The 15,186-nt window shown below is 64.4% G+C and carries 16 protein-coding genes; 13 read left to right on the top strand and 3 right to left on the bottom strand.

All coding sequences use genetic code 11. From position 1 onward, the window contains the following. Window positions 1-120: 120 nt before the first annotated feature. Together FB468_RS16255 and FB468_RS16250 are read left to right on the top strand one after the other, a co-directional pair. Window positions 121-1,701: a class I adenylate-forming enzyme family protein gene (locus tag FB468_RS16255; RefSeq protein WP_170219799.1), complete on the top strand. Its 1,581-nt coding sequence runs from the start codon at window positions 121-123 to the stop codon at window positions 1,699-1,701. Between the two features lie 79 nt (window positions 1,702-1,780). Continuing rightward, a complete protein-coding gene (locus FB468_RS16250) occupies window positions 1,781-2,176 on the top strand; it encodes an alkylphosphonate utilization protein (protein WP_141888840.1) in 396 nt (131 codons plus the stop codon). Between the two features lie 51 nt (window positions 2,177-2,227). Here the strand turns inward: FB468_RS16250 and FB468_RS16245 are convergent, their stop codons facing one another. Further along, complete coding sequence (locus tag FB468_RS16245) at window positions 2,228-3,391, bottom strand: hypothetical protein (protein ID WP_141888838.1); 1,164 nt, start codon at window positions 3,389-3,391, stop codon at window positions 2,228-2,230. 76 nt (window positions 3,392-3,467) lie between these two features. Continuing rightward, window positions 3,468-3,872 (bottom strand): VOC family protein, encoded by a 405-nt coding sequence (locus tag FB468_RS16240; protein WP_141888836.1) that lies wholly within the window; start codon window positions 3,870-3,872, stop codon window positions 3,468-3,470. 131 nt (window positions 3,873-4,003) lie between these two features. On the opposite strand from FB468_RS16240, the gene FB468_RS16235 reads away from it, so the two are divergent. The 7 genes from FB468_RS16235 to FB468_RS17195 all read left to right on the top strand — a co-directional run bounded on the left by FB468_RS16235 (window position 4,004) and on the right by FB468_RS17195 (window position 8,170). Then, window positions 4,004-4,426, top strand: a complete 423-nt coding sequence (locus tag FB468_RS16235) for a VOC family protein (RefSeq protein WP_141888834.1) — start codon at window positions 4,004-4,006, stop codon at window positions 4,424-4,426. A 15-nt stretch (window positions 4,427-4,441) separates the two neighbouring features. Continuing rightward, on the top strand, window positions 4,442-4,936 hold the full coding sequence (locus tag FB468_RS16230) for an NUDIX domain-containing protein (RefSeq protein ID WP_141888832.1): 495 nt from the start codon (window positions 4,442-4,444) through the stop codon (window positions 4,934-4,936). An 83-nt stretch (window positions 4,937-5,019) separates the two neighbouring features. Then, window positions 5,020-5,229, top strand: a complete 210-nt coding sequence (locus FB468_RS16225; protein ID WP_141888830.1) for a DUF4287 domain-containing protein — start codon at window positions 5,020-5,022, stop codon at window positions 5,227-5,229. A 20-nt stretch (window positions 5,230-5,249) separates the two neighbouring features. Next, on the top strand, window positions 5,250-5,660 hold the full coding sequence (locus tag FB468_RS16220; protein ID WP_246056014.1) for a DUF1801 domain-containing protein: 411 nt from the start codon (window positions 5,250-5,252) through the stop codon (window positions 5,658-5,660). Window positions 5,661-5,689: 29 nt separating this feature from the next. Then, complete coding sequence (locus tag FB468_RS16215) at window positions 5,690-6,439, top strand: GTP pyrophosphokinase (RefSeq protein ID WP_141888826.1); 750 nt, start codon at window positions 5,690-5,692, stop codon at window positions 6,437-6,439. A gap of 55 nt (window positions 6,440-6,494) precedes the next feature. Beyond that, complete coding sequence (locus FB468_RS16210; RefSeq protein ID WP_141888824.1) at window positions 6,495-7,268, top strand: phosphotransferase; 774 nt, start codon at window positions 6,495-6,497, stop codon at window positions 7,266-7,268. 56 nt (window positions 7,269-7,324) lie between these two features. Beyond that, window positions 7,325-8,170, top strand: coding sequence for a hypothetical protein (locus FB468_RS17195; protein ID WP_170219798.1), 846 nt, complete (start codon window positions 7,325-7,327; stop codon window positions 8,168-8,170). 188 nt (window positions 8,171-8,358) lie between these two features. Here FB468_RS17195 and FB468_RS16200 read toward each other — a convergent pair whose 3' ends face one another. Further along, window positions 8,359-9,210, bottom strand: coding sequence for a CPBP family intramembrane glutamic endopeptidase (locus FB468_RS16200; protein WP_141888818.1), 852 nt, complete (start codon window positions 9,208-9,210; stop codon window positions 8,359-8,361). Between the two features lie 338 nt (window positions 9,211-9,548). On the opposite strand from FB468_RS16200, the gene FB468_RS16195 reads away from it, so the two are divergent. The 4 genes from FB468_RS16195 to FB468_RS16180 all read left to right on the top strand — a co-directional run bounded on the left by FB468_RS16195 (window position 9,549) and on the right by FB468_RS16180 (window position 15,067). Next, the gene (locus tag FB468_RS16195) at window positions 9,549-11,180 is read left to right on the top strand and encodes a peptide ABC transporter substrate-binding protein (protein ID WP_141888817.1); all 1,632 of its coding nucleotides are present in this window, start codon (window positions 9,549-9,551) and stop codon (window positions 11,178-11,180) included. A 185-nt stretch (window positions 11,181-11,365) separates the two neighbouring features. After that, a complete protein-coding gene (locus FB468_RS16190; RefSeq protein WP_141888814.1) occupies window positions 11,366-12,292 on the top strand; it encodes an ABC transporter permease in 927 nt (308 codons plus the stop codon). Further along, on the top strand, window positions 12,285-13,250 hold the full coding sequence (locus tag FB468_RS16185; protein ID WP_141888812.1) for an ABC transporter permease: 966 nt from the start codon (window positions 12,285-12,287) through the stop codon (window positions 13,248-13,250). Before FB468_RS16190 ends, FB468_RS16185 begins: the two co-directional genes overlap by 8 nt. Continuing rightward, window positions 13,247-15,067, top strand: a complete 1,821-nt coding sequence (locus FB468_RS16180) for a dipeptide ABC transporter ATP-binding protein (RefSeq protein WP_141888810.1) — start codon at window positions 13,247-13,249, stop codon at window positions 15,065-15,067. Before FB468_RS16185 ends, FB468_RS16180 begins: the two co-directional genes overlap by 4 nt. Window positions 15,068-15,186 lie beyond the last annotated feature (119 nt).

The raw sequence follows: 15,186 nt of genomic DNA, 5'->3' as shown, positions 1-15,186 counted from the left end.
CCCGACTGCAGCTGGAGCGCAACAATATCCCAGTCAAAGGAGACACGGACCATGAGACCAGCTACCAACACAGTCGACCCGTTTGACCTCAACATAGCTACCCGAAACACGGTCGGCGACATGCTGACTCGTGCCGCTGATGTTTCGGCGCAGCGAACCGCTATCATCGACGGTGAGCGCCGCATCAGCTACGGGGAGTTCGAGCAGGATGCAGAGGCAATCGCCCGCGGCTTGATCGAACTCGATGGTGCGCCCGAGCAGGGCCACCCGATCGCCGTCTTCATGCCCAATTGCTACGAATTTCTCGCCACGTACTTCGGGATAGCGAAGTCTGGGAGGGTCGTTCTGCCGATCAACTACGGCCAGTCGCCGCAAGAAATTGCTTGGATTCTTGCCGATGCCGAGGCCAGGCACGCTGTCGTGCACGAGGCGCTGTTGCCAATTGTGCAGGCAGCGCTCGCCGCCGGAGCAGAACTCGACACGATCGTGGTGCATCGAGTGTCGACTGACACGATCTCAATTCCCGGTGTGCGTGTGCGAGACCTCTCAGAATTGATCGCAACTGAAGCCGCTGCCGAATTGCGACTCATCATCCATAGCGATGATGCAGTTCAATGCCTGTATACGTCGGGCACCACTGCCGCTCCGAAGAGCGCGATTGCGACGCACAACGCAGTCGTCATCGGAGTCATGACGAATGCACTCACTGTAGGAGAATCCTGGGTACGGAGACCCCCTACGGTGCTCGTGGTACTCCCGCTGTTTCATGTCACTGCGCTTAACGCCGTCACGAAGCCGGTGCTTGCCGTGGGTGGCACGGTCGTTCTTCACAACGGGTTCAATCCGTCTGCGGTGCTTGACACGATGGAACAGGAGAAAGTCACAATGTTCACGGGCCTCCCCATGATGTGGGGAGCAATGATTGCGGAGCACACGCGCCAGCCGCGTGACCTCAGCAGCATTGAAACAGCGATGTATGCGATGGCTCAGATGCCGGAGCGCGTGCTTGCGGGCATGGACCAAATGATGCCGAACGCGCTCAAACTTCTTGGTTCGGGACAGACAGAGGTGATCCCTGCCACCACTTACCAACGACCGGAGCATCGCCACACCAAAAACGCCTCGTGGGGCATGCCGGCCACCACCGTACGCACGAGGATCATGGACGAAGACGGCAACATTCTTCCGCCTGGTCAGACCGGTGAGATTGTCTACCGTGGCCCACACGTCACAGCGGGATATTGGAAACGAGCCGACGCCAATGCAGACGCCTTCCGTCACGGTTGGTTCCATAGTGGGGACATTGGCCACGTCGACGAAGAGGGTGTCGTGTGGTTTACGGACAGGTCAAAGGACATCATCAAGACCGGAGGGGAAAACGTGTCCTCTGTGAAAGTGGAACGTGCCATGTCCGACGCACCAGGAATCATCGAGTGTTGCGTCGTGGGGACTCCCCATGAGCGCTGGGGAGAGGCGGTGACCTTGGTCGCTGTGACGGATGCGTTGCCACAAACTGAGGGTGGTGGGCACGACGCCTCATCGCCCCAGCGGGATGCATTTGAAGCTGAGCTCATTGCCCATGCTAAGCAGCGTCTCGGGACGTTCGAGGTACCCAAACGATTCGTCTTCCTTGCGGAGCTGCCAAAGACGACGACGGGAAAAGTGAAGAAGAACATCGTTCGAGACATGATCGAGGGCTAGGAAAGATCTGTCCCGGGGCTCGGGTTCCGGCCGTGGCCTAGGCTGGTCGGAGCCCACCCCCGGCAAGATCGGAGCATACATGTCTGAGCAGGTCGCAACCCACGAGCCCGAAACGCCCCCGTGCCCCGAGTGCGGCGGCGAGTTCTCCTACGAACTCGGGGCCCTGCTCGCCTGCCCGATGTGCGGGCACGAGTGGGCGCCCGGCGATGACGCGGCAGACGGAGAGAGCGGAGGATCGGCCGACGCCGGCTCAGGCATCCGCGACGCCGTCGGCAACCTGCTCTCCGACGGCGACACCGTCACGCTTGTGAAGACTGTGAAGGTCTCTGGCGGTGGCGGCGGCACGATCAAGGTCGGCACCAAGGTCACGGGTATTCGCCTGGTGCCGGGCGGTGCCGGCGGGCACGACATCGACGCGAAGGTCCCCGGTTTCGGGAAGATGCAGCTGAAGTCGAGCGTCGTGAAGCGCGCCTAGAACTACCGGTCGGCCGAGCCCAACGCGATCCTGCCCCGCGGGAAGGGGCCGCTACTCGGCCGCCTGGAGTTGCGTGAGCTGCGTGAGCTGGGCGAGTTTGCCGCGCATCCGGGCGAGCGCGCGCCCACGCTCGCGCAGCACCTCGGCGGGCCAGGCCGACTTCCGCAGCGTAAACGGGTTCGACACCCACGCGGCGGCGATGAAGAGCAGCGCGTAGAGCACCGGAACGAAGACTGGCCGAATCTCGGCGAGCACGAACCAGAGGTTGTACGCGACGAGGCAGGCGACGCCGACAGCGAGAATGACCCCGCCGACGAGTTCGAGCTTGCTGCGCACCTCGTGGCCCGCGAGCTTCGACAGCCGCGCCTCGATGAGCTCGCGCTGGATGAGGGAGACGACGAGGAAGACGAGCGCGCCCATCGCCGCAACATAGCCCGCCTCGAGGAGAGCCGTCGAGATGGGTTCGCGGTGCAGCAGCCAGAACGCGAGAAACACGACAACGGCGACGCTGCCCTGCACGATGAGGGGTCGCCGCCACGGCGACCGCTGGGTGTGCGAGGCGACGCGAGCATCGCCGTAGAACAGGCTGGCGTTCTCGAGGTGCTCGTACTCCCGCTCTGACCGCGCGATGGCTTGGCGGAGGAGCTCCGCTCGACGGGCTGCGGGGCGGAAATCGAGTCGACCGAGCACGAGCGCGAGCACGACAGACACGGGGGTGATGAACAATAGCCCCCACAGCTGCTGGCCGCCCTCACTCGTCGCGGTCGGCGCGTGTGTCGAGAGCACGACCACGGCGAGTACGGTCCACGCGAGCATGAAACCGCCGATGAGCGCAGCGACATAGGGGAGGGGGCGCAGCACTGACTGGCTGTCGAGGTCGGCGTTCGGCGTGACCAGGAAGCCGAGGCCGACGAGCAGCGCGAGCAGGGAAGGCGCGACCCAGCCGACGTAGCTGCCCGAGATCGCGACGACCTCAATGGTTTCCCGCCACGCGGCGCCATAGTGGGGCTTTTGCGACTCTTCGGCGGCGAGCATTGCGGCGCGGGCGAAGAACGCAAGGAAAAACACCAGCGGCCACAAGAGCGACCCGGCGCCGAACAGCACCGCAGACGCGCCCCAGCTGTCGGACATGGCTTGGGTACTGGTGGCCGCGGCCGGTGCCTCCGCCGCGGCGGGCTCGGTTTCTGCGAGGGGTGTCTGGTCGGTGTGTGTCATAGCTCTCTGCTGCGATAGTACCGAGAGAACGCGCGGAGGGAAGCGGTCGTTCGCCGCGGGAGCGGGATCCTGCGACCTACGACGCCAGGTTGCTCTCGCGGCAGAGGCAGAACAGGTGGCCGGCTGGGTCCACGAAGACGATGAACGAGCCGCTCTGGCTCGGCTGCACGGCGTGCTTTCGCGCGCCCGCTGCGAGGGCTGACGCTGTCGCAACCTCGAGGTCGGGAACGTAGAAATCGAGGTGCGCCTGCTGCGGCACGGAACCCTCAGGCCACTCCGGGGCCACGTAGTGAGGGACCTGTTGGAACGCCAGGAAGTGGGAGCCCGCCGCGCCGCCGCGCGGATGCACCTCGACCCACTCGTCATCGTCGCCTTTGACGACGTCCCAGCCCAGCAGCGCGCCGTAGAACTCGGCGAGCGCGGCCGCGTCGGGGCAGTCGAGCGCGAACGTTGTGCGGGTGAGTGCGAGCGGTGCGTGCATGCGAAAAGTGTAGGCGCGGCACCGTGCGCTGTCCACGGCGCGCGGCGCGGCGCGCGCAAAGAATTCACGTGCGGTGTGCGCCAAACAGGGGGATACTGAGGGGGATCCCGTCACCGTCGAAGGAACCGCTCATGGCACACATGCTCGCAACCTACATTGCACTGCCCGGAACGACCGCTGAAGCGATGGAACACTGGCAGGGCGTCTTCGGGGGTGACCTCGAGATCATCCGCTACGGGGAGGCGCAGCTCAAGGACCTCCCGTTCGACCCGCCACCGAACGCGGTCGCCCACGCCTCCCTCACGCTTCCCGCCGGCATCATCACGGGCGGCGACGTGATGGATCACAGCACCGAGTACCCGCTGCGGGGCACGGCCTACTCGCTGCTCTACACGACCGACACCCCTGAGGAAGCGCAGACGTACATCGACAGGCTGATCGCGGGCGGCGGTTCGCTCGGAATGCCGTTCGAGCAGGCGCCCTGGGGCGACTGGTACGGCCAGGTGTTTGACCGGTACGGGGTCATGTGGGCGTTCTCCTGCGCCGTGATCTGATCGGAGCGCATCGCCGTGTCATTCGCTGACTCCTACCTGGGGAAGCTGCGCCAACGCGTTGGGAGCGCCGAGATGCTCGTGCCCGGTGCGCAGGTGCTGCTGCTCGTCGACGATGAGCACGCAATCTTTCAGCGTCGCGCGGATTCGGGAAAGTGGGAGATTCCCGCCGGGAGCGCCGAGCCCGGGCAGAGCTTCGCGGATACCGCTGTCGCGGAAGTCTTGGAAGAGCTTGGCCTGCGGGTCGAACCCGACGCCCTCACCGCGTTCGCTTCGTTTTCCGACCCCGTCGAGCACCGACTCGTGTACCCGAACGGCGACATCGTGCACGCGTTCGCACTCTGCTTCTTCGCGACCGAGTGGAGCGGCGAGATCGCCCCAGACCCCGGAGAGGTGCGTGAGTGGGGCGTCTTCCCGCTGGCCGCGCCACCCGAGGGGCTGCAACGTGCGACGCGACTGGTACTCGAACTGTTCCACCGCTACCGTACGACCGGGGCGTTCCAAGCCGGGTGATACCGGTAACGTGGCCCGGCTGCAGCAGTGTCGGACCCCCGTGCTACCGTCAGATTCCGCACCACAACACCAGAGGAGGCGCCGTGACCGAGCAGGTGAAGGGCCCCAAATCGTATTTCCCCTCAATCGAGGCGAAGTACGGCAAGAGCATCGACGAATGGTTCGAGCTGCTGCGCCCGCACGCGGGTGAAAAGCATATGGAACAGGTTGCCTTCCTCAAAGAACTCGGCATGGGGCACGGTCACGCGAACGCGCTCGTGCACGTGTTCCGGGCAGAGCAGGGCGGCGTGTAGTGGCGGCGAAGGAGCCAGCGATGTCGCCATCGGCAATGCCCGTCGCCGAGGTGCTCGACCGGGTCGTCGGCTCGCGCCGTGAAGAGGCCGATGAGCTTCTCGCCCTGCACCGCGAGGTGAGCGGTTCAGACCCCGTCGTCTGGGCCGGGCGCATCATCGGGTTTGGCGAGCACGAGTACACCTACGAGAGTGGCCGCGGCGGCAGGGTGCCCGAGCTCGGCTTCGCAACAGGCGCCCAGCGACACACGATCTACCTCACGCCAGACTTCGCCGACCGGTGGCCAGACCTCGTAGACGCACTTGGCCCGCACAAGGCGAGCAAGGTGTGCCTGTACCTCACGAGGCTCACGAAAATCGACATGTCCGTGCTGCGGGAGTTCCTTGAGCGCGCGCTCTTGGAGACCCGCAGCGGCGAGCAGATCCACAGCTGATTCAGAGAGGTCGGGTTTAGCCTCAGATCATGAGTAACACCGCTCCACTACCGCGAGTTCCGGGCGCCACCGTTGGCGACGAAATCACGATTTCGCCGAGCGAGCTACACAGCCTCGGGGGCGAGCTCCAGCGGTTCATGCTTGAGTATCGCTTCGCGATGCAGGAGATCGAGACGAAGCTCGCCATCCTGCGCGAGGAGTTCGTGCACATGCACGAGTACAACCCCATCGAGCACGTCTCGAGCCGCGTGAAGAGCGCCGAGAGCCTGCTCTCGAAGGTGCAGCGCAGAGGCGTCGACCCCGAGATCGAGTCGATCCGGCGCGAGATTCGAGACATCGCCGGCGTTCGGGTGACCTGCGCGTTCATCCGCGACGTGTACCGCCTCTTCGGGCTGCTGACTCAGCAGGACGACATTACGGTGCTCGAGGTCGAGGATTACATCGAGAATCCGAAGCCGAACGGCTACAAAAGCCTCCACGCGATCCTCTCGGTACCCGTCTACCTGTCGAGCGGGCGCGTTGACGTGCCCGTCGAGGTGCAGTTCCGCACCATCGCGATGGACTTCTGGGCGAGCCTCGAACACAAGATCTACTACAAGTATCAGCGGCAGGTGCCCGAGGAGATGATGGCCGAGCTGAAGCAGGCCGCCGACTCCGCGGCCGAGCTCGATACCCGGATGCAGCGGCTCCACGTGCAGATGCACGGCGAACCGGCGCCGACATCGCCAATCAACCTGCGGGAGATTCGCGAGGTTCGTGAGCGGATGCGCAGGGTCTAGCACGCGCCTGCGTGCCCAGCGGGTCGCGGGAGCCGGAAACCCCTAGGCTCGAACCGTGGAACGAAGCGAAGAGAGCGAACACCTCCCGGGCGGCTCCGGCGGAGTCTGGCGCGTGCGCGCAGCCGACGGTGAGACGCGAGTACACCGGCCAACGGGGCCGTGGACGCCGGCCGTGCACGAACTGCTACGGCATCTCGCGGAACGCGGGCTCGACGGCATCCCGGCGGTCATCGGGATCGACGACGAGGGCCGCGAGGTGCTGAGCTACCTCCCGGGCGAGACGCTCGACCCCGAGACCGAACAACCGAGTGAGGCTGCGCTCGCCGCAGCGGCCCGATGGTTGAAGCGTTTTCACGTCGCGGTCGCAGACTTCACGCCGACGTCCGATCACTGGCGGCAGGGGATGCAGCCGCTCGACCGCTCACGCGGGGAGATTATCTGCCACAACGATCCCGGTCTCTACAACTGGGTCGTCGTCGAGGGTGAGTTCGCGGGCATGATCGACTGGGACCGGGCCGGCCCCGGGCTTCCACTCGATGACCTCGCGTTTCTAGTGTGGTCGGGGGTGCCGCTACTTCGGGAGATCCCGATCGGAGAGGCCGCTTCCCGGATCCGGGCCGCGGCTGCCGCGTATGGCGGAGTCGATGGCTCCGAGCTCCTTGACGCGGTGACGCATCGAATGGGGCTCATCGCATCTCGATGGAAGGCCGGTATCGACCGCGGAGACCCCGGCACCCTCGCCCTCCGTGACTCGGGAATCATGGCGAGGCACGAGGCTCGCGTCGCCGGATTCGCTGAGCGTAGGGAAGCGTTGCGCGCGCTCCTCTGAGCCTCACGAAGCGTGAGAAACAGGGGGACTCAGCCATCGTCGTTTAGGCTGTTCTTGTGAGCAGAGACCCTTTGGAAGAACTCTTTGGACCGCTTGACTCGGATGACACCGAGACCGGCGCCCTCGAAACTTCGGCGAACCCGACGGCGGACAGCGTCGACACCTCGGCCGCCACACGAGCCTTTGAACCAGCGCCGGCCGTACGCCCCCGGGCGGACCGCGGCCCAGCACCGCGCTCCGCGGTAAACCCTGACGCGCAGACCGCGCCCTTCGCGCCCGCCCCCGTGCGCGGTCGCACGAACCGCGAGGCTCGGCAAGAGCTGCCGACTCGGCCCGTTCCGGCTGAGGGCAAGCGCTCGAACGCGGCCCTACCGTGGATTATCGTCGCTGGTGTGGCCGTGCTCGCGCTTGTCGGGGCGCTGCTCGTCGTGAACGCCCTGCGCGGCGGCGGTGAGGAGAAGCCCGCACCGACAACCGAGGCCCCCGCGCCGACGACCACGACGCCGGAAACCACCGAGACTGAGACAGCCCCGCCCACGCCGGAGGAGCCCGAGGTTGAAGAGGCGCCGAAGGTCGACGTAGGCCCGAACCCGATCTCGATGGACATCTCGTACGCGGGCATCTCCGTGCAGTCCTCGCAGAAGCTCACGAACCCGCAGTGGTTCTATCACGCTGGGCCGCCCGAGCGTGTGATGTTCGAATCAGGCCTCATGAACTCGTTCCCCGACTCGTGCTCCGCGATGCGCAGCCCGGAGGGGAAGAGCCCCTGGGGTATCGAGAAGGGCGAAGGGAACACCTGGACGGTTGTGCGCCCTGAGGGAACCTGCGAGGCCGACACCAAGCTGTACGACGAGGTCTGGGGCCTCATGCAGGCTGTGGCCGACAGCGCGAAGCCGCTCTAGCAGGTACGCCGGGGCTGGGCCCGGCCCTGATCCACCACTTTGTCTGCGTTTTGACGTAGTTGCGACCCCGTAACTACGTCAAAACGCAGACAAAGCTGTTTGTCGGGCGTTCCTGTGGGCTTTTGTGGGGCGTTCCTGTGGGCCATGGGATGGGGTGTCAGCGGTGGCTGTTGCGTGTCGTTGGGGTGTTACCCGAACAGCGCGGGCCACAGCGCGAGCGCGAGCGGGTACCCCACGAAGCTCACGATGTCGAGCAGCAGGTGCGCAACGATGAGCGGCAGCGAGCGACCCCAGCGCTGGTACGCCCATCCGAAGACGAGCCCCATCACGACATTGCCGATGAAGCCGCCGAAGCCCTGGTAGAGGTGGTAGCTGCCGCGCAGCAGTGCGCTCGTGATGACCGTCGCCCATACGCTGACTCCCAGCCGCTTGAGCCGGTCGAAGAGGTAGGCGACGACGATGAGTTCTTCGCTGATTGCGGCCCGCGCGGCCTGGAGCACGAGAATCGGCACTGTCCACCAGTACGCGTCGAGCGCCGTCGGGACGACAGTGGTGTTGATGCCGATCCACTTTGCGAAGACGTAGAAGACGAGCCCCGGGATGCCGATCGCGGCCGCGAGCAGAAACCCGTAGCCCGATTCGCGAAGCCACGGCCAACCGCCGCGGCCGCTCGCGAGCTGAGCGAAGCTCATGCCCCCGGGAGCTCCGGTGAGTGTGAGCGGGCGTGAACCGAGCCCGAGATCACCGAGGTGCGGCGCGCGCTCCCGCCAGAGCAAGAATACGACGAGTGCGACAGGGGCGAGACCGCCGACGATGCCGAGGAGCTGGTAGGCGAGGTCGAAGTACTGCTGGCCCGACATCGGCCTGTTGATCGTGGCCGTCTGATTCGCGAGGGCCGTGTCTTGGGCCATGCGCTCGACGATCGTGATGATGGCCCGGGCCCCCGCGTACCCGAACGACAGCGCGAGGACGATCGCGAGCTCCCACCGCAGCCGCGCGCGCTGCGCCCGGGGGACGGGAAGACGGTGATGTTGGGCCACCTGCCCAGGCTACCGGGGGAGCGGGAAATCCGGGCTGAGAGATTTTGCGCGAGCACGGCGGATCACGTCAGCTACCTAGGCTATATGGAGGCCAGAAGCTCAGGTATGCCGAAGAAATTGCATGATTTACACAAGTTTCCGGCACATGTTGGCGATTGCTTTGGCGGAGGCTCGCGCCACGGTTACGAGTAAGTCACGAGGGGTCACAAGATTCGCATAGGCAGATCGCGGTGGCCTAAACTGCGAAGCGGAAATACCTACATACTCTGGACCCATTTTCCGGTGTGCACCGCACGTCACTTCGGTACGGGTCGAGAGTCAATACAAGGAGGAAACCAGTGAAGCGTTCACGCATCGGGCTGGGCATTGTTGCCCTCGCCGCAGCGGGCTCCCTGGCACTTACCGGTTGCTCGACCGGCGGAGGCGACAAGGGTGGAGACAAGGGCAGCGGCAGCGCCTTTGTTACGACGAACGGCTCGGAGCCGGAAAGCGGCCTGATCCCTAGCGACACCAACGAAGTTGGCGGCGGCAAGATTCTTGACGTGATGTTCGCCGGCCTCGTGTCGTACAGCGCAGACGGCACCCCGGCAAACGAACTCGCTGAGTCGATCGAGGCAAACGCTGACTCGACCGAGTTCACCATCAAGATCAAGGGTGGCACGAAGTTCACCAACGGTGACCCCGTCACCGCTGAGTCCTTCACCAAGGCGTGGAACGATGCAGCACAGGCATCGAACGCTCGTAAGAACCAGTCGTGGTTCGCGAACATCCAGGGCTTCAACGAGACCGAGGACTCGGAGCTCACCGGCCTTGAGGTCGTCGACGACACGACCTTCGTCGTGAAGCTCAACACTCCCCAGGCTGACTTCCCGCTGCAGCTCGGCTACTCGTCGTTCTACCCGCTCCCCGCAGTGGCGTTTGACGACAAGGGTGCCGTCACCAAGGAGTTCGGTGAGGCACCTGTCGGCAACGGCATGTACAAGCTCGCTGACGAGAAGGCTTGGCAGCACGACGTGCAGATCGAGCTCGTCAAGAACGAGGACTACGCCGGCCCGCGCAAGGTTGAGAACGATGGCCTGACCATCATCTTCTACGCTTCGCAGGACGCTGCGTACGTTGACCTCCAGGACGGCAAGCTCGACGTGCTCGACGCTGTCCCCGAGTCGGCATTCGCAAGCTACGAGACCGATCTCGACGGCCGCACCGTGAACCAGCCTGCCGCTATCGTGCAGACCTTCACCATCCCCGAGACCTTCGAGCACTTCAGCGGCGAAGAGGGCAAGCTCCGCCGCCAGGCAATCTCGATGTCGTTCGACCGTGAAGAGATCACCGACGTGATCTTCGACGGCACCCGCACCCCCGCTGTTGACTTCACCTCGCCGGTGATCAACGGCTGGAGCGACGACCTCAAGAACGTCGCAAGCGTGAAGTACGACCCCGAGCAGGCGAAGAAGCTGTGGGCTGAGGCCGACGCAATCGCACCGTGGTCGGGCTCGCTCGAGATCGCGTACAACGGTGACGGTGGACACCAGGGCTGGGTTGACGCTGTCACCAACAGCGTGAAGAACACCCTCGGCATCGAGGCGTCGGGCAAGCCCTACGCAACGTTCCAGGAGATCCGCACCGAGGTCACCAGCCGCAGCATCAAGACCGCGTTCCGCACCGGTTGGCAGGCTGACTACCCGGGTCTCTACAACTTCCTCGCACCGCTCTACCAGACCGGCGCATCGTCGAACGACGGCGACTACTCGAACCCCGAGTTCGACAAGCTCCTCGCAGAGGGCCTTGCTGAGAGCGACGTCGATGCAGCGAACGCGAAGTTTGAGGCTGCACAGGAGATCCTGCTGCAGGACCTCCCCGCGATCCCGCTGTGGTACTCCAACGTTGTTGGTGGCTTCGGCACGGACGTTGACAATGTCACGTTCGGCTGGAACTCTGTACCCCTGTACAACGAGATCACCAAGAAGTAACGCACTTCAACACCGAAGCCCCGGACTGCGTGTCCGGGGCTTCGGCCCGTTCGGGCTCGGCCAGAGTTTGAATAGGAATTAATCTTGCGAACGAGAAAACACCGGAGTTTTCGTTTCGCTTCGCGCCACAACTGCGAGAGACTACGCAACATGTTTACCCACATTCAGCAGCGAGGGGGAGTGACGTGCTGAGATACATCCTTTTCCGTATCCTGCAGGTGATCCCTGTGCTCTTGGGCACCACCTTCCTCATCTACTTCATGGTGTTCGCCATGCCCGGCGACCCCATCCTCGCCATGTTCGGCGACAAGACCCCGAGCGCAGCGCAGCTTGAGCGGCTGCACGCGCAATATAACCTCGACAAGCCCTTCATCGTGCAGTACCTCCTGTACCTCAAGGGTGTGTTCGTCGGCGACTTCGGCACGAGCTTCTCGGGCCAGCCGGTGAGCGAGATCCTTGCGAGGACCTTCCCGATCACCGCGACGCTCGCGATCATGGCGATCGCCATCGAGCTCGTGCTCGCGGTCGTCATTGGCCTGTTCTCGGGCCTGCGCAAGGGCAAGCTCTTCGACAACGTCAACCTCATCATCGGCCTGATCTTCATGAGTGTGCCGATCTTCGTCGTCGCGTTCATCGCGCAGTACACCCTCGGGTTGAACCTCAAATGGTTCCCCGCGACTGTTGGCTCCGACACCTCGATCAAGGCGCTGCTGCTGCCCGCCATTGTGCTCGGCATCAGCCTGTATGCGACCTCGATGCGTCTGACCCGCTCCTCGGTGATCGACACCCTGAACCAGGACTTCGTGCGTACCGCTTACGCCAAGGGCCTGTCGCGTTCGCGCGTCGTACCCGTGCACGTGCTGCGTAACTCCCTGATCCCAACGATCACGAACAGCGCCGCCAACTTCGGCGTGCTGCTCGTCGGCGCGACAGTTACCGAGGGCATCTTCAATGTGCCCGGTGTCGGTAACACGCTCTACCAGGCCATCACTCGCGGAGAGAACGCGACCGTCGTCTCGTTTGTGACGGTGATGGTGCTTGTCTACCTGGGCGTGAACCTGATCGTCGATCTGCTCTACGCCGTGCTCGACCCGAGGATTCGCTATGCCTGAGCCTAAGAACAACGAACATAACCCCCGCCTCGAGCACTTCGTTGCTCCCGTCGACGAGACCCCCGTTGTCGCCGTCGACGCCGTGAAGGTCGACAGCAAGAAGGCGACGCTCTGGAGCGACGCTTGGCGCGACATGCGCAAGCGCCCGATGTTCTGGATCTCGGCTGCGATCATCCTGCTCGTGCTTGTCGTGTCGCTTTTCCCGACACTCTTCACTCAGATCGATCCCCGCTCCTGCAAGCTTGCGTTCTCGAACCAGGATGCGATTGCGGGCCACCCGCTCGGCTTTGACAAGCAGGGCTGCGACATCTATTCGCGCGTCATCCACGGCACCTCGACGTCGGTGTCCGTTGGCATCGCCGTGATCGTGCTCACCTTTGTGGTCGGAACGATCATGGGCGCACTCGCCGGCTTCTTCGGCGGCTGGGTCGACACCGTCCTCTCGCGCCTCGGCGACGTGTTCTTCTCGATCCCTTACATCCTCGCTGCCGTTGTCGTGATGAGCGTGCTTTCCGCGCACCGCAACATCTTCGTGATCGCGCTCGCGATCGGCGCCTTCTCGTGGCCGGTTACGGCGCGTATCTTGCGTGCCGAGATCCTGCGCGTGAAGAACAGCGACTTCGTGATGGCGTCGGAGGCACTCGGCCTCTCGCGCTTCAAGACCCTTGTGAAGCACGTGCTGCCGAACTCGATCGCTCCGGTGATCGTGGTGACCACGCTGTCGCTCTCCGCGGCGATCGTTGCTGAGGCGACCCTGTCGTTCCTGGGCGTCGGGCTGCCTCCCGGGCAGTTCCTGAGCTGGGGCAACGACATCTCGGCCGCCCAGACGCAGCTCCGCACGCGTCCGCAGAACCTTATTTACCCGTCCATCGCGCTCACCATCACGGTGCTCGGCTTCATCATGCTTGGTGAGGTCGTGCGAGACGCGCTTGATCCGAAGGCGAGGGCTCGCCGATGAGCGATCAGACGACTAATCAGCAGCAGAGTGCAGCAGCGATGAACGAGCCACTGCTCAGCGTTCGCGATCTCCGCGTTGCGTTCGGCACGAAGAAGGAGCCGAACGAGGTCATCCACGGCATCAACTTCGATGTCTTCCCGGGTGAGACCGTCGCCATTGTTGGCGAGTCGGGCTCGGGCAAGTCGACAACGATGCACGCCGTGATCAACCTCCTTCCGGGCACCGGCCGCGTCACCGATGGCTCAGTGCAGTGGAACGGGCGCGAGCTCGTTGGTATCGGGCGCCGTGACATGGAGACCATTCGCGGCCGCGAGATCGGTCTCGTGCCGCAGGATCCGATGTCGAACCTCAACCCGGTGTGGTCCGTCGGCTTCCAGGTGGAGGAGGCGATCCGTGCGAACGGACTCGCCAAGACCAAGAAGGAAGCCAAGGCCCGCGCGATCGAGGTGCTCGAACAGGCCGGTTTGCAGGACGCAGAGCGTCGCATGCGCCAGTACCCGCACCAGTTCTCTGGCGGTATGAAGCAGCGCGCCCTCATCGGCATCGGCCTCTCCGCGAGCCCGCAGCTGCTCATCGCTGACGAGCCGACGAGCGCACTCGACGTGACTGTGCAGCGCGTGGTGCTCGACCACCTCGCGAAGCTCACGAGCGAGCTGGGTACCGCCGTTGTCTTCATTACGCACGACCTCGGCCTCGCCGCCGAGCGGGCCGAGAAGCTCATCGTCATGTACAAGGGCAACATCGTCGAGTCGGGGCCGAGCAAGGAGATTCTCCAGCGCCCGCAGCACCCGTACACGAAGCGGCTCGTGGCTGCGGCGCCGAGCCTCGCATCGCGCAGGATCGGTGCGGAGGCAACCATGCCCGCCGCTCCGACAAGCACGTTTGACGTCGCTGCGCTTGCCGAGGCAGAAGGGCACGGCAGCAAGCCGGGCGAGCCCGTCATCGAGGTCGAGAACCTGCGCAAGGTCTACAAGCTGCGCAAGGGGAACTTTGGCAGCGAAGACTTTGTGGCCGTAGACGGTGCTACCTTCACGATCCGCAAGGGGGAGACCCTCGCGCTCGTGGGCGAGTCGGGCTCTGGCAAGTCGACGATCGCGAAGATGGTGCTGCAGCTCGAAGAGCCGAGCGGTGGCTCGGTGCGGATCGCTGGCAAGGAAACGGCCGGCATGAGCTCGAGCGAGCTGTTCGAGCTCCGCTCCAAGCTGCAGCCGGTCTTCCAGGACCCGTACGGCTCGCTCGACCCCCTCCGCAACATCGGCAACACGATCATGGAGCCGCTGAACATCCACAACGTGGGTGATCGCGAGAGCCGGAAGCAGCGCGTGCTTGAGCTGCTCGACCAGGTATCGCTGCCGCGAGAGCTCGCGACGCGCTACCCGAACGAGCTCTCTGGCGGTCAGCGCCAGCGCGTGGCAGTCGCGCGCGGCCTTGCGCTCAAGCCCGAGATCCTCGTCCTTGACGAGGCTGTCTCCGCGCTTGACGTGCTCGTGCAGGCGCAGATCCTTGATCTGCTTGCCGAGCTGCAGCGCGACCTGGGGCTCACCTACCTCTTCATCACGCACGACCTCGCGGTCGTGCGCCTGATCGCTGACCGCGTGTGCGTGATGCAGCAGGGCAAGATCGTTGAGCAGGCGACGACCGAGGAAGTGTTCGAGAACCCGCAGCAGGAGTACACGAAGAACCTCCTCGCCGCGATCCCGGGCGCCTCGATCGAGCTCGGCATTGTCGAAGCCGGAGACCACGTACCGCACACTCCTGTCGCTGGAAGCGGCTCTGCGCCGTTCGCCGGCGGCGGTCAGGCTGGTGCGCAGGCGTAGCCAAAACTAGGGCGCGGCGACACCGAGCGCCTTCCCTAGGTCACAATTCGTGGGCCATTGTTACAAGCGGTTTATCGCTTGGGGCAATGGCCCACTAGTGTGTGAAGTGATCTGAAACG

The sequence above is a fragment of the Leucobacter komagatae genome, assembly GCF_006716085.1.
GTDB classification, from domain to species: domain Bacteria; phylum Actinomycetota; class Actinomycetes; order Actinomycetales; family Microbacteriaceae; genus Leucobacter; species Leucobacter komagatae.
The sequence above is the reverse complement of the archived record's forward strand: the minus strand, read 5'-3'. Positions and strand labels throughout refer to the sequence as shown.